Source organism: Bradyrhizobium sp. USDA 4454 (assembly GCF_054822705.1).
In genome coordinates, this window is the sequence record NZ_JBTRCN010000001.1 from 1,641,238 (window position 1) to 1,660,724 (window position 19,487).

Below are 19,487 nucleotides of genomic sequence, written 5' to 3' on the forward strand. Positions count from 1 at the left end.
AGCTGTCGCAACTTTTGGAGCAACTCCGTGCACAATGTCGTCTGTATCAAACAGGTTCCTGACTCTGCGCAGATCCGCGTGCACCCCGTTACTAATACAATCATGCGTCAAGGTGTACCGACCATCATCAACCCATATGACCTCTTTGCGCTTGAGGCCGCGCTGGAACTGCGCGATCGGTTCGGCGGCGAAATAACCGTGTTGACAATGGGCCCGCCGTCGGCGGAAGACTCTTTGAGGAAGGCGCTGACTTATGGCGCCGATCGCGCCGTACTGCTCACCGATCGATGCTTTGCGGGCTCCGACACCCTTGCCACGACGTATGCACTGGCAACAGCTATCCGGAAGATTGGTAAGGAATATGGCCCGGTAAACCTCATCTTCACGGGCAAGCAGACCATCGACGGCGATACCGCGCAGGTTGGGCCCGGCATCGCAAAACGGCTGGGCGTGCTGCAGCTTACCTACGTCGTCAAGGTCAGATCCCTGGATCTTGCCGCACATACAATCGAAGCAGAACGACGTTCCGAAGGTGGTATCCAGGTGCTGCACACGAGACTTCCCTGTCTCGTCACTATGCTGGAGGCGACAAACCAGATTCGGCGCGGCGCGATGGCGGATGCCTTACGTGCCGCACGGGCGCCGATCGTGAAATGGAGCGCCCACGACGCTGGCGTTGAGGACATCTCCAAATGCGGTCTCAAGGGCTCGCCGACTGTCGTCAAGCGAGTGTTCGCGCCATCTGCACGTGCTGAGAAGGCGGCTTTGGTGGAGGCCACAGAGCAACCAGCGCAGGCGCTGATAGACGCCATTTTCAAGCATCAACCCAAGCTCGAAGCCGATCTTGCGGCATCAGCCCGTGATGCTTGATCTGGATAGAAGCTCAGTTAGACCATAATACAAGGCCAGCTTCGACGTGCAGTGGCGACGAGGCGAAACTCGTCTGCATCAGCAAGCATCATGCTAGGGCGATGTCGTTTGCACGCCCAAGCTGCTATCCTTTGGTTCAGGGTGTGAAGGGTCCGCGGTTCTCGACGGTTTGGCGATACCCCGATAGATCGTCAGTGCCGCGATGATGCCGAGCGCGGCTGAAAACATCAGCCAATACCCCGGTGAGGCCTTGTCGTTGGTCCGCTCAATGAGCCAGGTCGAGGCAAATGGCGTAAAGGTCCCAAACAGGGCGGCCGCGAGTGCGAAGGCCAAAGAAAAGCAAGTTGTACGCACATGCCCGGGCACGATCTCAACGAGCGCGCCCAACATAGTTCCGCTGTAGGCGCCAAAATAGAACGAGAACATCATCGCGACCGCCAACATCTTCCCGAAGGTGGGAGCGCTTACCAGCCAGTTCAAAGCCGGATACGCGGTCATTAATGCAAGACCGGCAATGGCGAGCAGAACTGGCTTTCGGCCGATACGGTCGGAAATGGCGCCGCCAATCGGATTCCAGAAGAAATTGGTCATGGCGACCAGGAGCGTAACAAGGAGAGCGTCCTGAGCGGACAGCTTCAAGACTGTTTTGCCGAAAGTGGGCGTGTAAACGGTGACGAAATAGAAGGTCGTTGTGCTCAGGATCGCCATCATCATTCCGAGAACGACCACGCGCCAGCTGACCAGCGCCGAGGCAAAGATCTCGCGGGCTTTCGGGTGCTTCTTCATCGCCAGAAATTCCGGCGTTTCCTCCAGTGTTCGACGAAGAAGGAAGATAAGCGGGATGATAAGGCAACCGAGAAAGAACGGAATGCGCCACCCCCAGGAGGCAACGGTTTCGGCCGGCATCGACTCATTCAGCAGGTAGCCCACGCTCGCTGCGACAAAGATCGCGACCTGCTGGCTGGACGATTGAAAGGATGTATAGAAGCCGCGATTGCCTGGGGTTGCGATCTCCGCCAGGTAGACTGAAACGCCACCAACCTCAACGCCGGCGGAAAAACCCTGCAGCAGCCGTCCGGCCAAAACGATAATCGGGGCAGCAATGCCAATGGTCGCGTAACTAGGACAGAAGGCGATGATGACGGTGCCGATCGCCATGATTGATAGCGTGATGATCAGGCCTTGTCGACGGCCGATCTGGTCGATATAGGCGCCGAGGACGATTGCGCCTACTGGACGCATTAAGGCTCCTAGCCAGAACACGCCGAAGGTGTTGAGCAACGAGGCTGTCTCACTTTCGGATGGGAAGAAGGCTCGTCCGATAGCGCTGGCGTAAAAACCAAACAGGAAAAAGTCGAATTGCTCGAGGAAATTGCCGCTCGTTGCACGCAGGATCGCATTGACGCGCGATTTAACCGTCCCGGGCTGAATAAGTTTTTGTGACATGCGAGTTTCCTTCCCGTCAAGAATGGCCGGTTCGGAAAACCTCACGCCAGCCCAATTGCGTCAGGCCGTGACTTTGTCGTTGGCGACATTACCGGCCGCGCGGAAGGCGCCAGATCTTTTCGGCGTATTTTCGGCGATAATTAGATTAGTGCAGATATTTCAGTGCCAGTTCGCGGAGCACCAGCAGATCTCAACGACAATTGCCGCAAGCTAACTTCATTCAAACCGAAATTGTGAATTCAGAAGGTGATTCGTATGCCGACTCACGTCAGCTATGACGCCGGTTGGGGCGATCTCGGCGGTCAGGGACGCATGCCCTTTGCGGGCAGAGGCTGACACTTATTCGCTGCTTGATCTCTGACAGCCATGCGAACCGTGTCAGACTCAAGACACCTGCCTTGACGAGCCCGTATGCACGTTTTCGCAAGCTATTCCGAAACTTATGGCGTGAGAGCAGATCTTGGCACGACGATTGCTGAAAACGTGCGAGACAACAGGAGCGGACGAGTGCAGGCGGAACGGGTAAGAACCAGCGGCGGTGTTTTCTCAGATGCTCGTGGCGGCGAGTTGCCGATATCTCGTGCAGATCGCGGCTGAAACGCTCAAGAGCGCGGTAGGTGCGCCTCCTCGGGCAGCGCCGTTCCAAGCGCGTAGCCAGCCAGAAATAGCGATGAGCAGATACCGCGAGGATTCGATGCATCTTACGACCGACGTCAAGCGAGGCACGATCGCGCAAACAGACTCCAAAATCCCGATGCGTTTGCGCGGGGCCAATGACGCCATGAGATTCTGCGCGTGATGCCTGGAGGTGCCAACCATGCGTGGAATTGGACTGATCCGGATCGCAATCTGACAGGGACCTCGCCGCATCAATCAATGGGCGTGCTCCAGGTGTGAAAAGGATGGGCTCAAGACGCCCGGCTAAGGGGAGCCGCGAGGATGCAAAGAGCAGAATTCGCCTGGAAGGCGACGGCGGTCATCTGCGCCATCGAGCCATCGAGCTCTTCTGTCTCGGCTGGCCAATAGTTGGTCACGACGAGAATTCGTTTCTTCAGGGTGGGTTTGTTCTCTCCTCATGGCTATCGTCCAAATGACGTCTTCTGACGCTTCTCGATTTCCGCCGCATCAGCCTTCGCAGATACTTTGCGCGCATTTGACTGCGCGCGCGCGAGCTCTGTTTGGCACACATCCCTTTGCTGAGGAGCTGTCCGAGGAGCAGTTTGCTAACCTGGTGCCTGAATATCTCGCGATGTCGCAGGCGTTTCCCTATCTGCAGGCAGGATCGCAAAAGGATCTCATATTCGATGCAATGCATCATAACCGCGATCTTTCCAGGGATATTGAGCTGACCAGCGTCGTCGCAAATTTCATTTGCTGGGATGAGACGGGCGGCTATGGCCGAATTCTTCAGGGTGGCAAGGCGGCACTACCCGACATTCTGCTGACCGAAAAGTTTCACTCGAACCTGCTTAGAACGGATGCATCGCGATTGCTCGGCAGAGCAATACGTCCCAACTATAGTGCCACGACGAACCGCTACCTGCATTCTCTCTATGACGGATTGTCAGCAAAAGACCCCCTGGTCCGTTGCGCCTACATGGTCGCCTTTGAGCTGCACGCTGCGGAGATGATCCAGGCGCTGTGGACCACCATCGTCAAAACCTTTGATGCGAGGCCCGACGATCTTGAGTACTTCCGCAGCCACGTCGGTGGAGAAGATCCAGCCGAAAGGTATCATGGAGAAATGACAAGCCGCCTCATGGGCGAACTCGTCTCCGCTGATCGCAATGGTCGTTTTCTGGACGAGTTCGATCGGGCCTATCGACTGAACTTAGGGTGGTGCCAGGATCTGCTCCGAATTGTCTCACTTGAGCAAAATGACCGAGCTGAAATCCAACACCGGGGCCATTGTCACTGTGGCTCTGTCAAATTCCTCGTGCGGGCGCCGCGGCAGCTATTTGCAGTTCGATGCAATTGCTCGATCTGCAGGATGCATGGATTTATGCATTTGCTGGTACCTGGCGATAGGCTCAAGATTGAATGCGGCGAAGAGTTCCTCACCACTTACCAGTTCAATAAGAACATCGCCCGGCACACGTTTTGTCGGGTTTGCGGCGTCAAGCCATTCTATCGCCCGCGGTCGAATCCTTCCGGATTCAGCGTCAATGTTCGATGCCTGGATAGAAGAACGATCGACGGCATCACAATAGACGAGTTCGATGGCGAGCATTGGGAACAAGCATTTCGCTCGAAGCGACCAGGATCCTGGCTCTGCATTGAAGAACAAACCCCGGAGTGAACCCAATGGCGCGTTCAGCAAATGACAAAAAAGGCCTACTTTCAGAAGAGGCCCTGACGAAATTCCGCGTAGAGCTGCTGGTGAAGGGTACGATCGTGATCGGCCCCCAGACGTTATTTACGCTGGATGAATTGGCAAGCATCAATCAGCTGCAGGCTGAGATTCCCGAAGAAGAGGTACGATTGGGAGATGCTGGCGACTCGCACAACGTCTTTGTCAAACGCGTGAGGGTGGACCCGCCCGGCCGCAGTCCCAGCAACGTGGATGGCGCAGCGGCGGGGCAAATCATCGATCTACTTGAAAGGAAGGACCGCGGCTTCGCCTTAAAACGGATCCTGGGAGCATCGTCGGATTATGTGATTCGCAGATGCCAGTTGCATCGTATGCCGCCTGGTTCGTTTGTTGGCATCCATTTGGATGCTGAGAGCGATCCCGACTTTGAATACTCCGTAATTGTGCAGCTCGCGCAAGATTTTGAGGGGGGAGAATTCGTCGTATATCCGAGCGCGTATGAGCAGCAGGTATTTCGACCTCCACTTGGTGCGGTGCTGATCACAACATGTAGGCTGCGCCATGAGGTGAAGCCCGTATCTGCCGGGGAGCGCCGGTCGCTGGTCTATTTCTGTTCGAAGCGCAGCGGCACAAACCGGCGCGTCTTCGAAAGCGCTAACAGCGGCCATAAAGCAAATTAGCTCAAAAACTTGCTAATAGGTTGAGTGGCGCAAGTGCTCTCAGAAGTGAGACCGGCAGATTGCACCCATCTTGCAGAAGATCTGTCTTGCGAGATGGTTTGTCGCTGCGGCGCGCGCTGTCAGGGTGGCTCCGGTGAGGCCGTCGGCGAGAGCCATTCGGAAAGGAATGACGTGGTGACCCGTCAGGATCCCCGAACCAAGCTCGCGCGCACGAAGGACTTCGGTTCCAGATTCTACCGAGGCGAGGTGCGCCCAACGTTGGTCAAAGCGGGAACCGGGTGTTTCAGTGAATACGTTTTTGCTGGGTCCTTTGTTTTGGAGGACCTGTGCGGCGATGCCTTCGTTTGAGCCCATCGTCAGCTGATCGCTTGCTGAAATGAACGAAGGCGGTAGACGGTGAATTCGGTGACCGAATTTGCTCTGGCCTAAGGCAGTCGTCGCAAACGCCTCCGCGACAGGCTGCTCCTCGCCCAGGCTGCCAGCAGGCGGCACGGATGGCTCAGCAGCAGAACGGTCATGATTGTGGAGTCTTCGTGATGGACTCGACGCGAGCGCTGGTCGGACGATGGGCGCAAGGAGAGCGGCCGGACCGCGAGCCGCTGCACCTCGATCGTCTCATCGCCGATCGACCGGCACTTCGGGATCGCCTCGGGACTGATCGCGCCTTACGCTGACGGATTCCTTCCGCCCGCAGGTTCTCGCCCGGATCAGGCTGTCGGCTGAAACAGCGCAGCGGCACCGATATCCGCATCAGGCGAGGCGGACGCGGGTCCGGGTTACCTCCCAGGTACCGTCCTCCAGCACGCCGTCGGAAGCAGGGGTAAGTTCGAATGAGTGGAGTAGCAGGATACATGTGGTTACCATGACCCCAATCAAACCAATGTGAGTAGCCGTCGTTTCAGATCGCTGGCGGCTGGCCGGTCATACGCAATCACGAGGCACTCCACCGTGCCAGCCTCCTGGTCACTGGCGAGCGGGATCACGCCCTGCTTGCGTGCGCCATCGAATAGAAAACCCTCCCTGGCGAAACGTTCATGTGCAGCCTGGAGCGAACTCGATCGAACATTCCTCACGGATGAAATAACGTAGGAGCCTGAGTAGTCGAAGCCCAGGAGCCGGATGGCAATGCTGTGTAATACCGAGCCGCCACCCCAGCGGCCGTTTGCCTCGTTGAAGAGCAGCCGCCCGTCGTTTGCGAAAATGGCGTCGATATTAATCGGTCCGCGATATCCTAGATTGCGGACAAGGGATAGGAATCGGTAGGCATGCGCCTGCGCAGTCAACCATTGCTCATTCCCTAGATCGCTTGGAAGCTCAAGTCCGGTCCAGATCAGAGCCCGTTCAGATCGATCGGTGCTGCGGCGTAGTCGAATATTTCCACTGTTGATGAAAGTGATTGAGCCATCATCCTCGATTTCATACTCGAGATAGAAGAGAGACTTGGCAAGGTGATATGATTCCACAACCAGCGTGTTGCACGACGCTGTGGCCATCTCGGCCCAAAGTGCGTCAGGATCAAACGACGGCCATAGAATCCGTCGTGTATCTCTTGCCCCAGGCAGTGGACCGCTTTCGTTACTGGCCAGGATGATATTTCCGACGCCGCCGGCCCCATTGTCCAGCTTCACGATGACCCTGCCGGTCTCGTGCCGGAGCAAATCGACCGCCCGGAATAGTTCGCTCGGGTTCGTCGTGACGATTCCATTTGGCATCGGAAGCGCGACACTTGTCGCTAATTGACGGAAATGGCTCTTGCGGTTCAGCAGGTCAGGTCCTCGCTGCAGAGCGAAATTGTCCCCGGTTTGCGGAATGCCCAGCATCGCCGCCAATCGCGCAACGCCTTCGCTGGAGTAGCAGGGATACATGCTCCACGAAGATGTTTGACGAATATGGCTGTTGAGTCCCTCAACGATGCTGCCGGACAGCAGGGCGCGATCATTCAGGACCGGCGCTTCGTGGCCAAATTCAGGTACAAGCAATGAAACGCTTGAGGCGTCGAAGTTGAGTGTCTCGCCGATATAGGAGAGCAGATCCGCCGGAATGGTAAGCGGCGAGACGATCAGATCGCCCTCGTTGGCAAACCACGTCGAACGGTAAGCCGAGTTGGCGGCGAGCGAGAGTTGAGCTGCTGTCAGATCGGAGCCCGACATTTGGGGCGTACCGGCATTCATGATTATGATCCGCGGCATCGGTCACCTTTGCGTATTCGGTTAGTCAGAGCGCGTTGGCCAAAACGGATGAAGTGGCTGCCCGTGACCTGGCAATGCGGCCGATAAGATCATTTCGTGGCATCACGGCATCATCGGCAGGGTTGCTGGAAAGCACGGCTGGTCTTCATCCGCCGAACTCAACTGCCGCCTCGCTTGCCACTTGATTGCCTGCCGGCTTCCTTCAGCACAAAATGCTGAACCTTTCCCATGCGTGAAAATGACCTCGCTTGGGACCTTGAAACGGGCGAGCCGCGATCGGACAAGCGCCATCAGCGCCTCTGCTTCGATCCGGGCGCCCAGTCGGCAAGCGGCCCGCCCTATCCGGCGATTGAGGCTCGCGTGGCTTGGAGTCTGCCCTTCGAGACGGATTGCGAATTCATCAGGAGCATGCGCTGCGCTGCGGTTAACTAATGTGCAGAGGTCCAACTAAATCTCCGTATGATCCAGCTCCGCGCAATTGGACAGACCTCGTAACGCGCTCGCGAGGCCGCCATCACACGGTTCGGCGCCCATTGCACAAGCGACAATCACACCCTTCGGTAGGACAACGCAGCTATTGATGGTTGTTATGGTTGCGATCAACGGATATTGCCTGGCTAATCGCTGCCGATTGATTGCTCATTCTGTTTGGCTCAGCAGTGGTGGTGTGCATCTGCCCGTAGTGGTAAGCGCACCATGACGACTGTTTCTTGCCTGGTCTTTGACAGACAGGCTCGCCGCACATATAGGCAGCTCTAGTATCTCCATCCTTGAAGCCGATGATGGCCCGGCATTGGCCTTCAGTATGGTCGATCAACAGGACCTTGTTGACGCCGTCAGGCTCTTTCAACTTGCTGCTCCAGGATACCAGGCAATCTCTTCGGTGCCGTTCTTGTCACGCCGAGTGACACTTGCAGCGGGGGCCCGCTGAAATCCTCTGGACGCTAACGGCCGGTCGCACATCTCCGCGACAAGAATGCACGGGCAGGCCGGCTTGAGCGGAGCGAAGAGCCGGCTCGGACGACTGATTGTGGGAGTGTGTCCTGCCAGAAGAGGGGTTCGCGTTGAATATCGGGAAGAGGCCGCGCCCTGCAGGGGCGCTGCATCGAACTCTGCATTGATCTCTTCTCACGTCACCTTCTCGTTGTTGGGCTGACTTGCGCAAGCTACAATGTTGCGATCCTGCAATGCCCGACCATTTGCAACCAGCCGCGAGGCTTAAGGCTGCGCTCAAGGCGTCCTGCGCTACTGTTTCGATCGACAGGCCGCAAGGGATCAAGATCATGACCAACCAGGGTGCGGGATTGTTCTGACCAGCTGAGACATTCGGCAATCTTCCAGCCCGGCGGCGGATGAAGATGCGTGCCAACCGAAATATCGTACAACTTAACGTTACGTCCGGTTCAAGTGCTTTCTAACAACCTGCGTGAACATCCTAAAGGGGTATGTCGGACAGACCCCCAGGGACGGGTGGAGAGCTTGCAGCGCGCGATCTGCGTTGGAAAGTTGCCCACTCATGAGAACGGTTCTGCTGCTGATCGGGGCCGTTGGTCGGAGAGGCTCGCACGTCCAGGGATCGAGTGCTCGCAGCTGACGCCGATTCCGCGACAACTTCCTCTTGGGTTCGCTCACCTCCCATTGCGTGGATTATCGCAGTGTCTGATAGAGGCGATACAGAAGCCGCGCGCGAGGATCGATCGATGATATATAGAGTTGCTCGTAATGCGTGTGCGCGCCCTTGCCGTCTACGCCGAGGCCATCGAGGGTTGCGGTATGCGGTGCGGTGAAATTAGCGTCGGAGCCGCCGCCGCTGAACGCGTCGAGCAGATCAAAACCGATCTCAGCGGCAAGTTTCCTGGCGTGTTCGTAGAGCGCAGCGCCGGCCCTGCTCTTCTCATAGGGAGGACGGTTCAAGCCGCCCAATACTTTCAAGCGAACGCCATCCGTGCGTGACGTCATTCGGAGGATTCTCGGCACCAACTCGTCGGCATGAGCCATGGTCGGCACGCGCAGATCGACTTCCGCGTGAGCCTGTTCGGCGATTACATTTGGCTTGGTGCCGCCGCGGACGACGCCAACGTTGACGGTGATGCCACGCGAAAGATCGTTCATTGCCTCGAGCGTCTGGATCACATTGGCTAGTTCCCGGACTGCGCTACGGCCGTCCTCGGGACGTGTACCGGCATGCGCCGATGCGCCCTCGATGAGCACATCGAAGCGACCAACGCCCTTGCGCCCGGTGATGATCTTGCCGCCGTCGCGCGCTGGTTCGGTAACCAGCACATATTTCGCCTTGCGGCCCTCCGCCTCGATCAGCGCCCGCGAGGTCGGGCTGCCGATCTCCTCATCGGACACGTAGAGGTGGGTGATGCCGAGCGGTGGGCGTGCGTCGTCGGCGCAGATCTGCCGAAATGCATGATAGGCCAGATAAGCACCGCCCTTCATGTCGTAGGTACCCGGACCGAACGCGCTGTCACCGTTGATTTTGAACGGTAATCGTCTTAGGGATCCCATCGGATGAACGTGTCGAGATGGCTCAAAACCAGAATGCCCGGCACGCCTTGTCCCCAGGATGAGCGTGTGAGCAGGTGGTCGCCGCAACCCTCACGTCCCGCAATGCGTTCGATGGTCGCCGGTAGGTCGCGATAGCCTGCCGCTACGACGTCAGCCAACTTGTTGAGTTGATCCGGCCGCTCCGTCGGCGACTCGATTTCGACCCATCGGCGGATGCCATCGAGGATCGCGGAGGTTTCAAACGGGTGACTGGACATGGTTGTCTGACGCCCCTCGAATCTGGACTTTCATCACTCGCGCAAGACCCACTTGCTCGTATCCGGATCGAGCACGGAGCTCTCAGCTTGGCTGGCTATTGTGACGCAGTGCGCCTACCACCACGATCTTGCCGCGACACTGATGCTACGCGCCTACCGAGGAGAACTGAGCTACCAAAGCTGGTAGTTTACGTCGGGACCATGAGAGTCCAGCGTGCGATAGGAAAGCTGTAGCTGATCGCGAGAAATCCGCGCTTTTCAACGTGGGGTGAGCCCGTAAGAACCAAAACATCCACCAGGTTCCCCGGATGATTGTTCGAAAACTATCGCTGCAGTACTGGTCGTTCGCTCAACGTATTCCATGCTAACGACATTCTGCGCAGATCTCGGCAAGCGGTAAGATTCGAAGCGCGCGGCCGAAATTGAACAATGTACAGCCCTGGCCTGTCCGCGCCGTTTTGTCCAATAAAGATCCCTATGTGTGCCAACGATATTGTCGTCATACCGAACGCATTCGAGCGCGCAAAATGCTTTGTACAATAACGGCAGATCAATCATGCCTTGAGTCCAGGAACTTGGGTCCAGGAAGCGGTGCCGAAGCGATGAACGCGTATCCCTCACTCCTGGCCGCCGAAACGCAGAGTAAGTCCCTCTCATCCCTGCGAACTGCACCTAACAAGTATCGTCGATACAACTAAGAGGGGCGAATACCGACGAGCAAGCACGACGAGTGTGATGCAGATGGAGGCACGGAGTTCGCTATCAGTCGACCTCGTCCGCCAGCCGCTCCGGTCGTGACCATGGCGGCAACGCTTGCCAGACTTCGCATTGCCGGACGGAGATCTGGGCTGAATAGACGGCAGGTTTCTCAAACCTCGGGATAACTAGGGCTTCATAATCAGCTTTTGACCGGGGTGCCGCCCTGGTTAGCACGCTCAATACACTCGCAAGAGAGCACGTTTCTTTGCATCTAGAAGATGCACATCGAGCGTCGCGTGCAGCGAACCCCGCAGCTCGGGCGGAATCGAGGCATCTGTATCGATCAATTCACGAAACTTTCGAATGATGTGTTCTATCATTGCGATGGATCCGAGCGCTTCTAGCTTCTGCGATGACATCATCTGATTATCTCCTTTGGAACGCAGCGCACGCCGCGGGTCTCTCTCTCGGCACAGGCCCGGAGCAGCCTCTCGGTTATGAACAGGAACGGCTCTCGAACCCGCGTGCTTAACGCGGATTGCCTTGATCGGCGCGCGGCAGGCGGCACATGCTCATCGAGAGCTCCAAGGTGTCGACGCCCATTCGCAGCTGCAATTGCTCAGCGCTTGTCACGATCCGCCTCCGCCGGAATCTCCTTCGAACCCGGAGCTGTTGGAAACCGCAATCAGGCGTTTCAGTCGAACGGCTGCGCGGCCACCGTCAAGCGCATGTTGTGCAAGTGCGATGCCCTCCTGCAACGTCTGGACGCGGCCAGCCACGATCAGTGTCGCCGCCGCGTTTAAAAGTGCGGCGTCGCGAAGCGGACCTGGAATGCCATTGAGTACGTCTTGCAGGGCGACGGCATTGGCTTTCGCTTCGCCGCTCTTCAGCATCTCCTTGTCGCAGCGGGCAAGACCGGCTTGTTCCGGCGTTACTTCAAAGGTGCGCACTGTGCCGGCCTCGAGCGCGGCAACAAAGGTCGGTCCGGCGAGGGTAACTTCGCCTACCCCGTCAGAGCTATGAACCACCCATGCCGATTTGGCGCCGAGGTTTTTTAACACGTAAGCCAAAGGCTGGACCCATTCCCGGGCAAATACACCAACGATCTGCCGCTTGACCCTGGTCGGATTGGACAGGGGCCCGATGAGGTTAAGGATGGTATGGGTTCCAAGTGCGGTCCGGATCTGGCGGATGCGCTGCATCGCTGGATAATGGGCCGACGCAAATGAGAAGCCGATCCCGGCTTCGTTGACACAGCGCGCAACGGCCTCAGGCTTGAGGTCAACGTTGACACCGAGATGCGCCAATAGGCCTGCCGAGCCAGGACTTGTGGATGCGTCGCTGTTGGCATGTCTGGCGACAGGAACGTCGGCTCCGGCAACGATAAATGAGGCGCACGTCATCACGGCGGCCGAATACGCAACGGTATCGCTCGTGCTAACCATATTAATGTGATCGCATGCGATCTCGATCCGCGGCATTCTCTCGCGTACCGCGGAGACGGCGCCGGTGACCTCTTCGATCGTTTCACCCCTGACTCGCAAACCCATCAGCAAGCCGCCGATCTGCGACGGAGTCGCATGACCCGACAACAGACCGTCGAATGCTGACGCAGCTTCCGCACGGGTCAGAGTGGCGCCGCTAGCAACTTTACCGATAATTGATTTCAGCGCTTCCATCGACTTTACACGTTCATTGTCGGTATCCGGAGCGTTTCGCTTCAATGGAGGCGTTTGTTGAAGAGACATCGCACTGCCTGCCTTGATGAAGCCGTCTTGCCCATCGACGCACGCCCGAACGTCGACGTTTGAGTGATCGGGTCGTTCGGGCGCCGGCATTTTGTCAAGGCTACAACCTGACGCTACGTGAGGGTCAAGCTCTCCATGTCGTGGAGTCCGTCAAGAGATCGCTGGCCGACTAGAGCAGTGCCGTCGCTGCTAGCAAAGATGGCGAAACGCAAACCGGCGATTCTCACGGTTCTGGCGAACTCCGCATTTTGGAAAGTAGCCCATAGCCGGGAGTGGCGCGCCGGCGCGCGCCTGGTGGGCGGCCGCGATGATCTGCCCAGTATCGAGATAACTTGTAATCGGCATTCTGCCGCCGACCCGAATGGCCAGGTCGGCCATGGAAACGGCGGGTGTTCTCGCATCTTTTCGTGGTAGGCGATTGCAGAACGGAGTGCAAGCTTACGTAACGGTTTGACGATGCGGGCGGCTATCTCGCTCCTGTTGGCGATCAGTACGGTATCGAAGGGCAATAGTCGTATGTGCCTATCCAGATAAGCATCAAGGGATCAAACCTTCGTGAGTGGCCGGGCTCCTTGTCGCTTGCCAACGTTTCGTGACCGTCCTGCGTGCGAGGTGAGCTATCTCGAAGCATGAGAGCGGGCGAACGTGCCCCTGATTCTCTACTTCGAGTTGCCGCTGTTCTTGTCTGTATCTCGAGAGGAGATCACGTAACGGCATTGCTGGCTGACGCTGTTGTGCTTGGATCTGAGGCAGGCAAGGATAGCGACATGGCTCGGTATGTGATTTCTGCAAAGGCGGAACACGTCCTCCATACACGCCTGTCTCTCCTCGGGAGTCGGGGCTTGATCTCGCGCGTTTACCTGCCGCGGGATTACGGCAGTCACTGCGGCGGCTATCGGGATGGCGCGGCAGGAATTGAGGAGCGAAGCCAAACCGGTCAGTTGGTCTTGAGTCATGTCATTCCTTCAGCTTGGTAGGTCTGCGATGTCCTGAGCGAAGCGCAAATCGTCTGTCCGTCGGCCAATTGACGTATAGCGCCAGGTGCAATGCTCCCGAGTTCCGTTTCGCCTACTTTGGTATGCCTCGATGTCCTGAGGTATTCGGCGTGGCACGTCTTTCGGTGTTTGAGCGCAGCCCCACCTCACGGCCGATAGTTACCGTCACGCCAGCGCAATACGGGATCGAACAAGACCTGCGGCCTGGTGCCGGACTTATCGAGGCAGAGAGAGGGGCCAAAAGCCAGGTGCGCTAGCTGATGACGTAGTTGATCCTGCGTAACGAACCCTGATGGGACGTCAGCAGGTCATGTTTAATGTAGTCGGCCTGCGCTCCATATTAACATGGAGACGGCGATCGGGATGAGAGCGCCTTCTGTAGATATACTCGAAGGGCCCCGATTGCTTCCGCTGTTAGTCGAGAGAGCCTCGGATAACCTGCGAACAGGCACGTATCTGCAGAAGCGTATGATCCCGAGCGACCCTCGCCAGCTGAGTTCAGATGTTTGACACATTCGCTATTCTCTTTTGCCTGCAGCAAGCGTCTGGATTGTCGAAGGCGGTCCAGCTGTCCAGGATCGTACAATCTGACGCTGCGTACGATTCAAGCCCTCTCCTTCAATCAAGTCGACCGAGTATCCTCTGCGCTCGCGTGTGGCACTTTGATGGCCGCGGCTCTTACGTGATTATACGGAGCGCCGGTGTCGCATTTCCTTGATGTCTCAATTGCATGCTCACGGCATGAATCCGAAAAGTAAACTCTATCAGCCCGACCATTGGCGAAGCCGTGCGGAAGCAACGCGAAAAAAGGCGGAAGGACTTGCTTACGGTAAACTAAGAGACAGGCTTCTTAACGTTGCGATCGAGTACGATAAGCTGGCTCGGCGTGCCCAAGAGTGGCAGACGCGTAGAAGGGAAGACGAAACATGGCCAGAGCGAGAGCTGTAGGGCTTTGCTGGGCTTCGAGAAGCCGCGCCTCAGCTGGACGGCCGCAGCGCCAATTGCAGAGCAAATGTCACTCGGCAATCGGCGCATCAAAGCAGGTTGCGCTGGATTTGGCTTTGGTCACGATGGGCCTTTTGGCTTCGAGGCACATTGAGTGGCCTCCGAAGCTGGTTCGGGATGGTATGCCGGTTGCGTGTTCTTGCCTCAGCTGCGAATTCATATCCCGCTAGCCAAGCCGGGCCCAAGGCTGGCCCGTGAAAGGCGTGTCCGCTTCCCACTGACGCCGGCATATTGCTGCCCTGAATCGGACCGCCGAGGTCGGGAGGTGCGTGGGCGCGCCACCCGACGCAGCTTTCCTTGTGATTTTTGGTTCCGTTAGCGTCTTCGGCTTATAAGACCGCTGCGACAATCCAGAAAATGCTGGCCCAGAGCAGCGCACCGAGGAGGAGCGCGGCCAGCGGCCATAGATTCCATCGCCGTTGCGCCTGCAAACAACGGCAATCGGCACCGCAATGCCTGGCAGTCGAGTCCTTTGGTGCGCGCCAGTGAGTCATTGACCACGTGCCGCACTGGTCCGCGGGGAACGGCTGGTTTCCGGATGCATCGTATAGTTCATAAGTTCGCAGTCCTCCTTCATGGCTCGGGTTGTCAGATTCTTGTTAGCAGCGCATCCGGGTGAGGGCGTTCTCATGCAATGGGCGGTGAGAGAAGGTGCTACCAAAGCTGAGGAGCGCTGGGCAGCGCATCGCTAAGAACTAAACAAATAGCCAGATGAGTGATCGCCTGGATTCAGCCTGGACTCAACTGCAGCAATCAGCATGCCACGAGCGGACAGATGCCGGCGCAGCCTAGATACGAAGGAAGCTGCACGAGCTCGCTGCCCTTGGTCGGAGTTGCGACCTTGGTGTCCGGAAGGCGACATCGGCATCAAAAGAAGGCAAGAGCTCGCTAGCGACATTCGACAAAATAGCGGGTGGGAGTTGCATTGTAGGGACGCGGCAAAGGGGCAGCGGGTGGCAGCGCGATTGCAGTCCCTCAAGATAGACTAATCAGCTTCTCTGACCATTAGCTTACGAGATCTCATCAACCCATGGATGAGATCAGTATGGGAACACGGTATACTTAATCGTCGCGGCCTGACGCGCCCCGTTTCGATTTTGCTCCGAACGAATCAATTACGGTCACATAGATGACGCATTGGCACTGTTTCAGAGCCGGCGAGCAGAAAACAGCGAATGATCGCAGGACAATTGGTGAGGCAGCATATCGCCCTTGCGAAGCATTGAACGAGGATAGGCGAAATATGCTGTGGTATTGCGAGTGATAATAGAATGTAGATGTCAGGCCATTTCGGCGTGCATACCAAGCATGGTCGTCGATCCGCCGGCGATGACGTGGTGGCCCTCGGCGCCTCCGTCAAGCGCATCTCCGCGAAACCTCGACGCGGCGCACGCAGCGCAACATTGTGCGTCAATCGCGAAGGCTCAAAGCCCCATCGTATGCTGATGCGCGCGTTGTTCGACAGTGTACGCTGCAGTCAATGAGCAAAGCGCTCTACATGGGCCTCGTGCGGTGATCGAGAGGTCGGCTCCCATAGCCGCCGAGCTTCACAGAGCGGCAATTCTCAACCTACGCGCCGGGTCATTATCGAGTGGTTTTGCACGGTTTGCATTCGGGCAAAAAAGGCCCTGCAAGGACTGGCAAGCGTCCTGGGCAGGGCGTCAGCGTCCAAAAAGACAGGAGAACAAGTGATGGACATCTGCGGCTTTCTCAGCAGGTGGTTCGCTGAAGAATGGTATTGGAGCGCCGTCCCAAAGAGGACGGAACATGCGCCAAGTTGTGAGTTGCAAAACAACAACGTCATATACATCGACTTCAAGGCGGTCCACGAGGCAAAGGAGGAAACGTGCGGACGCAAGTAACAGAGAGGCTGGAGGCCGGTCGCGTACAATATGGCCAGTTTGCCAGCCTTCCAGGATCAGGTCCTTGCGGCATGTTCGTTGTACAGGGACCTTGCGGCTGTGAACTGACGATCAGCGGATTGATTCGTCCTGCCTGGGAGCATGTCGCTGTCTCGACGCCGCGACGTTGTCCGAATTGGGAAGAGATGTGCTTCGTCAAAGACCTGTTCTGGGATGAAGAGGAATGCGTGATGCAGCTGCATCCCCCACATTCGCAATATGTAAATAACAGTCGCTATTGCCTGCATCTTTGGAGGCCAACTCATCGGGACATCCCAATGCCCCCGCCGGGCTTTGTCGGCGTCGTTGGGCTCGGCCCATCGGAGGCGGCAATGTGGGTTGCCCGCATGAGTGCGACCGCATTATGAGATAGCTTAAAGTTGTCTGCGTGGCCGATCAAAAACAGTGGTTCGGCGCTGTTGTCAGCCCACATCGCAACAGAAGGTGTCGGCTGTATGCCGGCACACTAAGCCCAAGCGATGAATATCACTTCCACGCAGCATTCGTGCCGACCTGCCAGATCACCACGGTTTGGCCGCTCGCCGATGACCTTCCTCTGCGACCGCTTCGCTTCATCGGGTGCCTCTTCGCCGCCGGCGCTGCGATTGAGGACGTCGAAGACTTGGCCTTGGTACCTCTGGCGCACGGCGCTCTCGCGACGTTGCGGGTTAAGGAACGAGGTCACCTTCGCCTGCGGTCGTGGACGAACCTATGGCGACGATCTTGATCGCGCCGGTGCCGGCCAAGCGCTCCGATAGAGCTAACTTCCGGTGCTGCAAAGCCGCGAGTTTTACGGGAATGGCAATCGTGGAGGGCGCTTCGGCCATGCGAGGGCCTGGAGGGCAGGTACGACAAGGGATTAGGGATGCAAAATAAGTTGCGAAACCCTTCGAATGATACCACCGCTAGGGAGACAAATCCGGCCCGCCATCGAGCCAAACTGCGGTCTACCAAGACGCTCGTGGGAAATTCGCCGCTCGAACCGAAGTGTCCGAAGCGTACCAAGCGAGTCGATGCTGAGGCCTACTACGTCGACCCGCTCGTTACGTATTTGTCTCTTCAGGACGTGGACGCCCAAGCAGCGTCAAGTATGACATCCACGCAGCTTAGATGACAGCCTCGCTCGCGCGCCAGTCGCGGATTGTGCAGGTACTGCATAGACGAAAGCCAGCCGATGCCGATCATGCCAATCGGGATCTAGCCAATGTCACGTTATCCTTAAAGACGCACCGTCATTGCAGAACGTCCTGTTCAGCTATTTGTTCGTGGACTCAATGGCAGCGACGTTGATGGGCCAAAATCTTTACGGCTCGACAGGCAGGTGCCTCGAGTCTCGACGACAAGGATTCCTTCTCCATGCGCAGTGCGGGGGACATTCAGAATGTGGTCCGAGCGTGACGGGATGCCCGGCGGCATCGACAGCTTTTACGTCATTAAGCAACTTCGCTAGATACTGGATCGGCCACGGGTCGGGATCTAACCGGACGGCAATTGCTCGATGCTGAAGTAGCCCGTCGGGAGCACGAGGAGAGGGGGGGCTCCGATCGATGGCCGAGCGTGCCGCTCTGGGCAGCGTGCGGAAGTGGAACAGACCGCGAGGCAAAGCTGTAGGAACAAATGGAAGCCGCTTCGCGGCGGCCCGGGAGTACCAACGGTGAGCTTTAGCCGCGCGGTGGGCCTTGAAGAATTTTTGCGGCGCGCAATAACATTAGTGAATCCGGGAACGAGCGGTGCCGGCTATTCTTGTTTTCCACTGAATTGGGGGGCACTCTCCGATGTTCGACGCCCAGACCACCGCGCTGCTGCGCGCAGTTCTCGACGATGTCTGCCAAACCGTGTCGCGCTACGAAACCGGCACCCGGACGCATGTTGCCGCAAAGATACTCGAAGCGGCAAGGCAGGGCCAAACGACGCCCGATAGCTTGATACGGGTCGGCCGCAAGGCGCTCAGTGACGCCCCCACGATGTGGCGGTGAGGCGCTCCTCGGATTACTGAGACTCGAGAAGTCGCGCTGCGGGGCCGAGTCGTCCGCGCACGATTTATATTGCAACCGCTGCGCGATGGCCTCGTTGCACTTGCCCTTTACACGCCTTGCAGAAGGGCTAGGGAGCAGGGACATGAACGACAACGCGCCTTCAGCGCGGACCGATCTGCAGGCGCTCAGGTTGATGCGGGCTTTTCTCCGAATACGTGATCAACAGAGCCGCACAGAGCTCATCAAACAAGCCGAAGGCCTTGCGGCGGAGGCTTCGTCCCCCGAGGCGGTGCTGCTTCAAATGCGAACCCACCGGCTGAGTTCGCTCTGTAGCCGGGCCGGGAGGTGGGGCAAGCTCCGGCCAGAAAAGCGAGCCCAGTACGGCGCCCTGCAACATCACTGAAAGCCCGATTTCGATCTCGGGCGGTCAAGAGCTGAGCAGTGGTCAGCGAGTCCGGATGTACAATGCCGACGGCACCTGCCGGCCGGATATCGTATCATCCGAACAGCAGCAGCTTGCCAACCAGTACTGCGGCATGCGGCACGCGTTCCGCGACACGATTATCGTTGAGAACAACTATCAAATCCGGATCCGGACACGGTACGAGAGCTACATCGGCGAGTACGCCCTGCATTGTCACATACTTGGCCACGAGGACGCCGGCATGATGATGGTCAACATCGCAATCGTACCCGACCTTAATGCAGCAGGCGGTGGGTTGGAATGCCGGGCATGCATCACGCCAAGCCAGCATGCGCGACGCGGTAACGCGTCGCGCATGGGGAGGACTGAGCGACCATCCATCCCCATCCAGCCCCCATCTCCTCGAGGGATTTGTCGCCTCGACAAGTCCCACGAGGGTCGGGGGAAGCCATAGCCTAGCGAGATATGTCCG

Annotated in this window: 15 protein-coding genes and 1 pseudogene; 7 read left to right on the forward strand and 9 right to left on the reverse strand. The window is 57.6% G+C overall.

Annotation, left to right across the window (positions count from 1 at the left end):
- Window positions 1–27: 27 nt before the first annotated feature.
- Entirely contained in the window at window positions 28–870 is an 843-nt protein-coding gene (locus tag ACVIW0_RS07445; RefSeq protein ID WP_461351727.1) for an electron transfer flavoprotein subunit beta/FixA family protein, read from the forward strand.
- A 93-nt stretch (window positions 871–963) separates the two neighbouring features.
- On the opposite strand, the gene tcuC is transcribed toward ACVIW0_RS07445, so the two are convergent.
- Window positions 964–2,316, reverse strand: a complete 1,353-nt coding sequence (tcuC, locus tag ACVIW0_RS07450) for a tricarballylate/proton symporter TcuC (RefSeq protein WP_461351728.1) — start codon at window positions 2,314–2,316, stop codon at window positions 964–966.
- Between the two features lie 1,090 nt (window positions 2,317–3,406).
- On the opposite strand from tcuC, the gene ACVIW0_RS07455 reads away from it, so the two are divergent.
- Both ACVIW0_RS07455 and ACVIW0_RS07460 read left to right on the forward strand, forming a co-directional pair.
- On the forward strand, window positions 3,407–4,615 hold the full coding sequence (locus ACVIW0_RS07455; RefSeq protein ID WP_461351729.1) for a GFA family protein: 1,209 nt from the start codon (window positions 3,407–3,409) through the stop codon (window positions 4,613–4,615).
- A 5-nt stretch (window positions 4,616–4,620) separates the two neighbouring features.
- Complete coding sequence (locus ACVIW0_RS07460; protein ID WP_461351730.1) at window positions 4,621–5,307, forward strand: 2OG-Fe(II) oxygenase; 687 nt, start codon at window positions 4,621–4,623, stop codon at window positions 5,305–5,307.
- Between the two features lie 39 nt (window positions 5,308–5,346).
- Here the strand turns inward: ACVIW0_RS07460 and ACVIW0_RS07465 are convergent, their stop codons facing one another.
- The 8 genes and pseudogenes from ACVIW0_RS07465 to ACVIW0_RS07500 form a co-directional block, all read right to left on the reverse strand.
- A complete protein-coding gene (locus ACVIW0_RS07465; RefSeq protein WP_461351731.1) occupies window positions 5,347–5,799 on the reverse strand; it encodes a hypothetical protein in 453 nt (150 codons plus the stop codon).
- Between the two features lie 380 nt (window positions 5,800–6,179).
- Window positions 6,180–7,478, reverse strand: a complete 1,299-nt coding sequence (locus ACVIW0_RS07470; protein ID WP_461351732.1) for a preATP grasp domain-containing protein — start codon at window positions 7,476–7,478, stop codon at window positions 6,180–6,182.
- Window positions 7,479–7,598: 120 nt separating this feature from the next.
- The gene (locus ACVIW0_RS07475; protein WP_461351733.1) at window positions 7,599–7,943 is read right to left on the reverse strand and encodes a hypothetical protein; all 345 of its coding nucleotides are present in this window, start codon (window positions 7,941–7,943) and stop codon (window positions 7,599–7,601) included.
- Window positions 7,944–8,070: 127 nt separating this feature from the next.
- On the reverse strand, window positions 8,071–8,346 hold the full coding sequence (locus ACVIW0_RS07480; RefSeq protein WP_461351734.1) for a hypothetical protein: 276 nt from the start codon (window positions 8,344–8,346) through the stop codon (window positions 8,071–8,073).
- A gap of 797 nt (window positions 8,347–9,143) precedes the next feature.
- Window positions 9,144–10,267: pseudogene (locus ACVIW0_RS07485) on the reverse strand (M20 family metallopeptidase).
- Between the two features lie 935 nt (window positions 10,268–11,202).
- Complete coding sequence (locus tag ACVIW0_RS07490) at window positions 11,203–11,388, reverse strand: hypothetical protein (protein WP_461351735.1); 186 nt, start codon at window positions 11,386–11,388, stop codon at window positions 11,203–11,205.
- 207 nt (window positions 11,389–11,595) lie between these two features.
- Window positions 11,596–12,645 (reverse strand): anthranilate phosphoribosyltransferase, encoded by a 1,050-nt coding sequence (gene trpD, locus ACVIW0_RS07495; protein ID WP_461357270.1) that lies wholly within the window; start codon window positions 12,643–12,645, stop codon window positions 11,596–11,598.
- A 258-nt stretch (window positions 12,646–12,903) separates the two neighbouring features.
- Window positions 12,904–13,092, reverse strand: a complete 189-nt coding sequence (locus ACVIW0_RS07500; protein WP_461351736.1) for a hypothetical protein — start codon at window positions 13,090–13,092, stop codon at window positions 12,904–12,906.
- Window positions 13,093–16,647: 3,555 nt separating this feature from the next.
- On the opposite strand from ACVIW0_RS07500, the gene ACVIW0_RS07505 reads away from it, so the two are divergent.
- From ACVIW0_RS07505 to ACVIW0_RS07520, 4 genes are all read left to right on the forward strand, one after another.
- Window positions 16,648–16,983, forward strand: a complete 336-nt coding sequence (locus tag ACVIW0_RS07505) for a DUF7694 domain-containing protein (RefSeq protein ID WP_461351737.1) — start codon at window positions 16,648–16,650, stop codon at window positions 16,981–16,983.
- Between the two features lie 1,407 nt (window positions 16,984–18,390).
- On the forward strand, window positions 18,391–18,591 hold the full coding sequence (locus tag ACVIW0_RS07510) for a hypothetical protein (protein WP_461351738.1): 201 nt from the start codon (window positions 18,391–18,393) through the stop codon (window positions 18,589–18,591).
- Between the two features lie 142 nt (window positions 18,592–18,733).
- Window positions 18,734–18,994 (forward strand): hypothetical protein, encoded by a 261-nt coding sequence (locus ACVIW0_RS07515; RefSeq protein ID WP_461351739.1) that lies wholly within the window; start codon window positions 18,734–18,736, stop codon window positions 18,992–18,994.
- A 55-nt stretch (window positions 18,995–19,049) separates the two neighbouring features.
- Window positions 19,050–19,469: a multicopper oxidase domain-containing protein gene (locus tag ACVIW0_RS07520; RefSeq protein WP_461351740.1), complete on the forward strand. Its 420-nt coding sequence runs from the start codon at window positions 19,050–19,052 to the stop codon at window positions 19,467–19,469.
- Window positions 19,470–19,487: the final 18 nt, after the last annotated feature.

Coding starts and splice junctions, on each gene's coding strand:
- tcuC (WP_461351728.1), bottom strand. CDS start 2,316: ATGTCACAAAAACTTATTCAGCCCGGGACGGTTAAATCGCGCGTCAAT.
- ACVIW0_RS07455 (WP_461351729.1), top strand. CDS start 3,407: ATGACGTCTTCTGACGCTTCTCGATTTCCGCCGCATCAGCCTTCGCAG.
- ACVIW0_RS07460 (WP_461351730.1), top strand. CDS start 4,621: ATGGCGCGTTCAGCAAATGACAAAAAAGGCCTACTTTCAGAAGAGGCC.
- ACVIW0_RS07470 (WP_461351732.1), bottom strand. CDS start 7,478: ATGAATGCCGGTACGCCCCAAATGTCGGGCTCCGATCTGACAGCAGCT.
- ACVIW0_RS07490 (WP_461351735.1), bottom strand. CDS start 11,388: ATGATGTCATCGCAGAAGCTAGAAGCGCTCGGATCCATCGCAATGATA.
- trpD (WP_461357270.1), bottom strand. CDS start 12,645: ATGGAAGCGCTGAAATCAATTATCGGTAAAGTTGCTAGCGGCGCCACT.
- ACVIW0_RS07500 (WP_461351736.1), bottom strand. CDS start 13,092: ATGGCCGACCTGGCCATTCGGGTCGGCGGCAGAATGCCGATTACAAGT.
- ACVIW0_RS07505 (WP_461351737.1), top strand. CDS start 16,648: ATGTTCGTTGTACAGGGACCTTGCGGCTGTGAACTGACGATCAGCGGA.
- ACVIW0_RS07510 (WP_461351738.1), top strand. CDS start 18,391: ATGTTCGACGCCCAGACCACCGCGCTGCTGCGCGCAGTTCTCGACGAT.
- ACVIW0_RS07515 (WP_461351739.1), top strand. CDS start 18,734: ATGAACGACAACGCGCCTTCAGCGCGGACCGATCTGCAGGCGCTCAGG.
- ACVIW0_RS07520 (WP_461351740.1), top strand. CDS start 19,050: ATGTACAATGCCGACGGCACCTGCCGGCCGGATATCGTATCATCCGAA.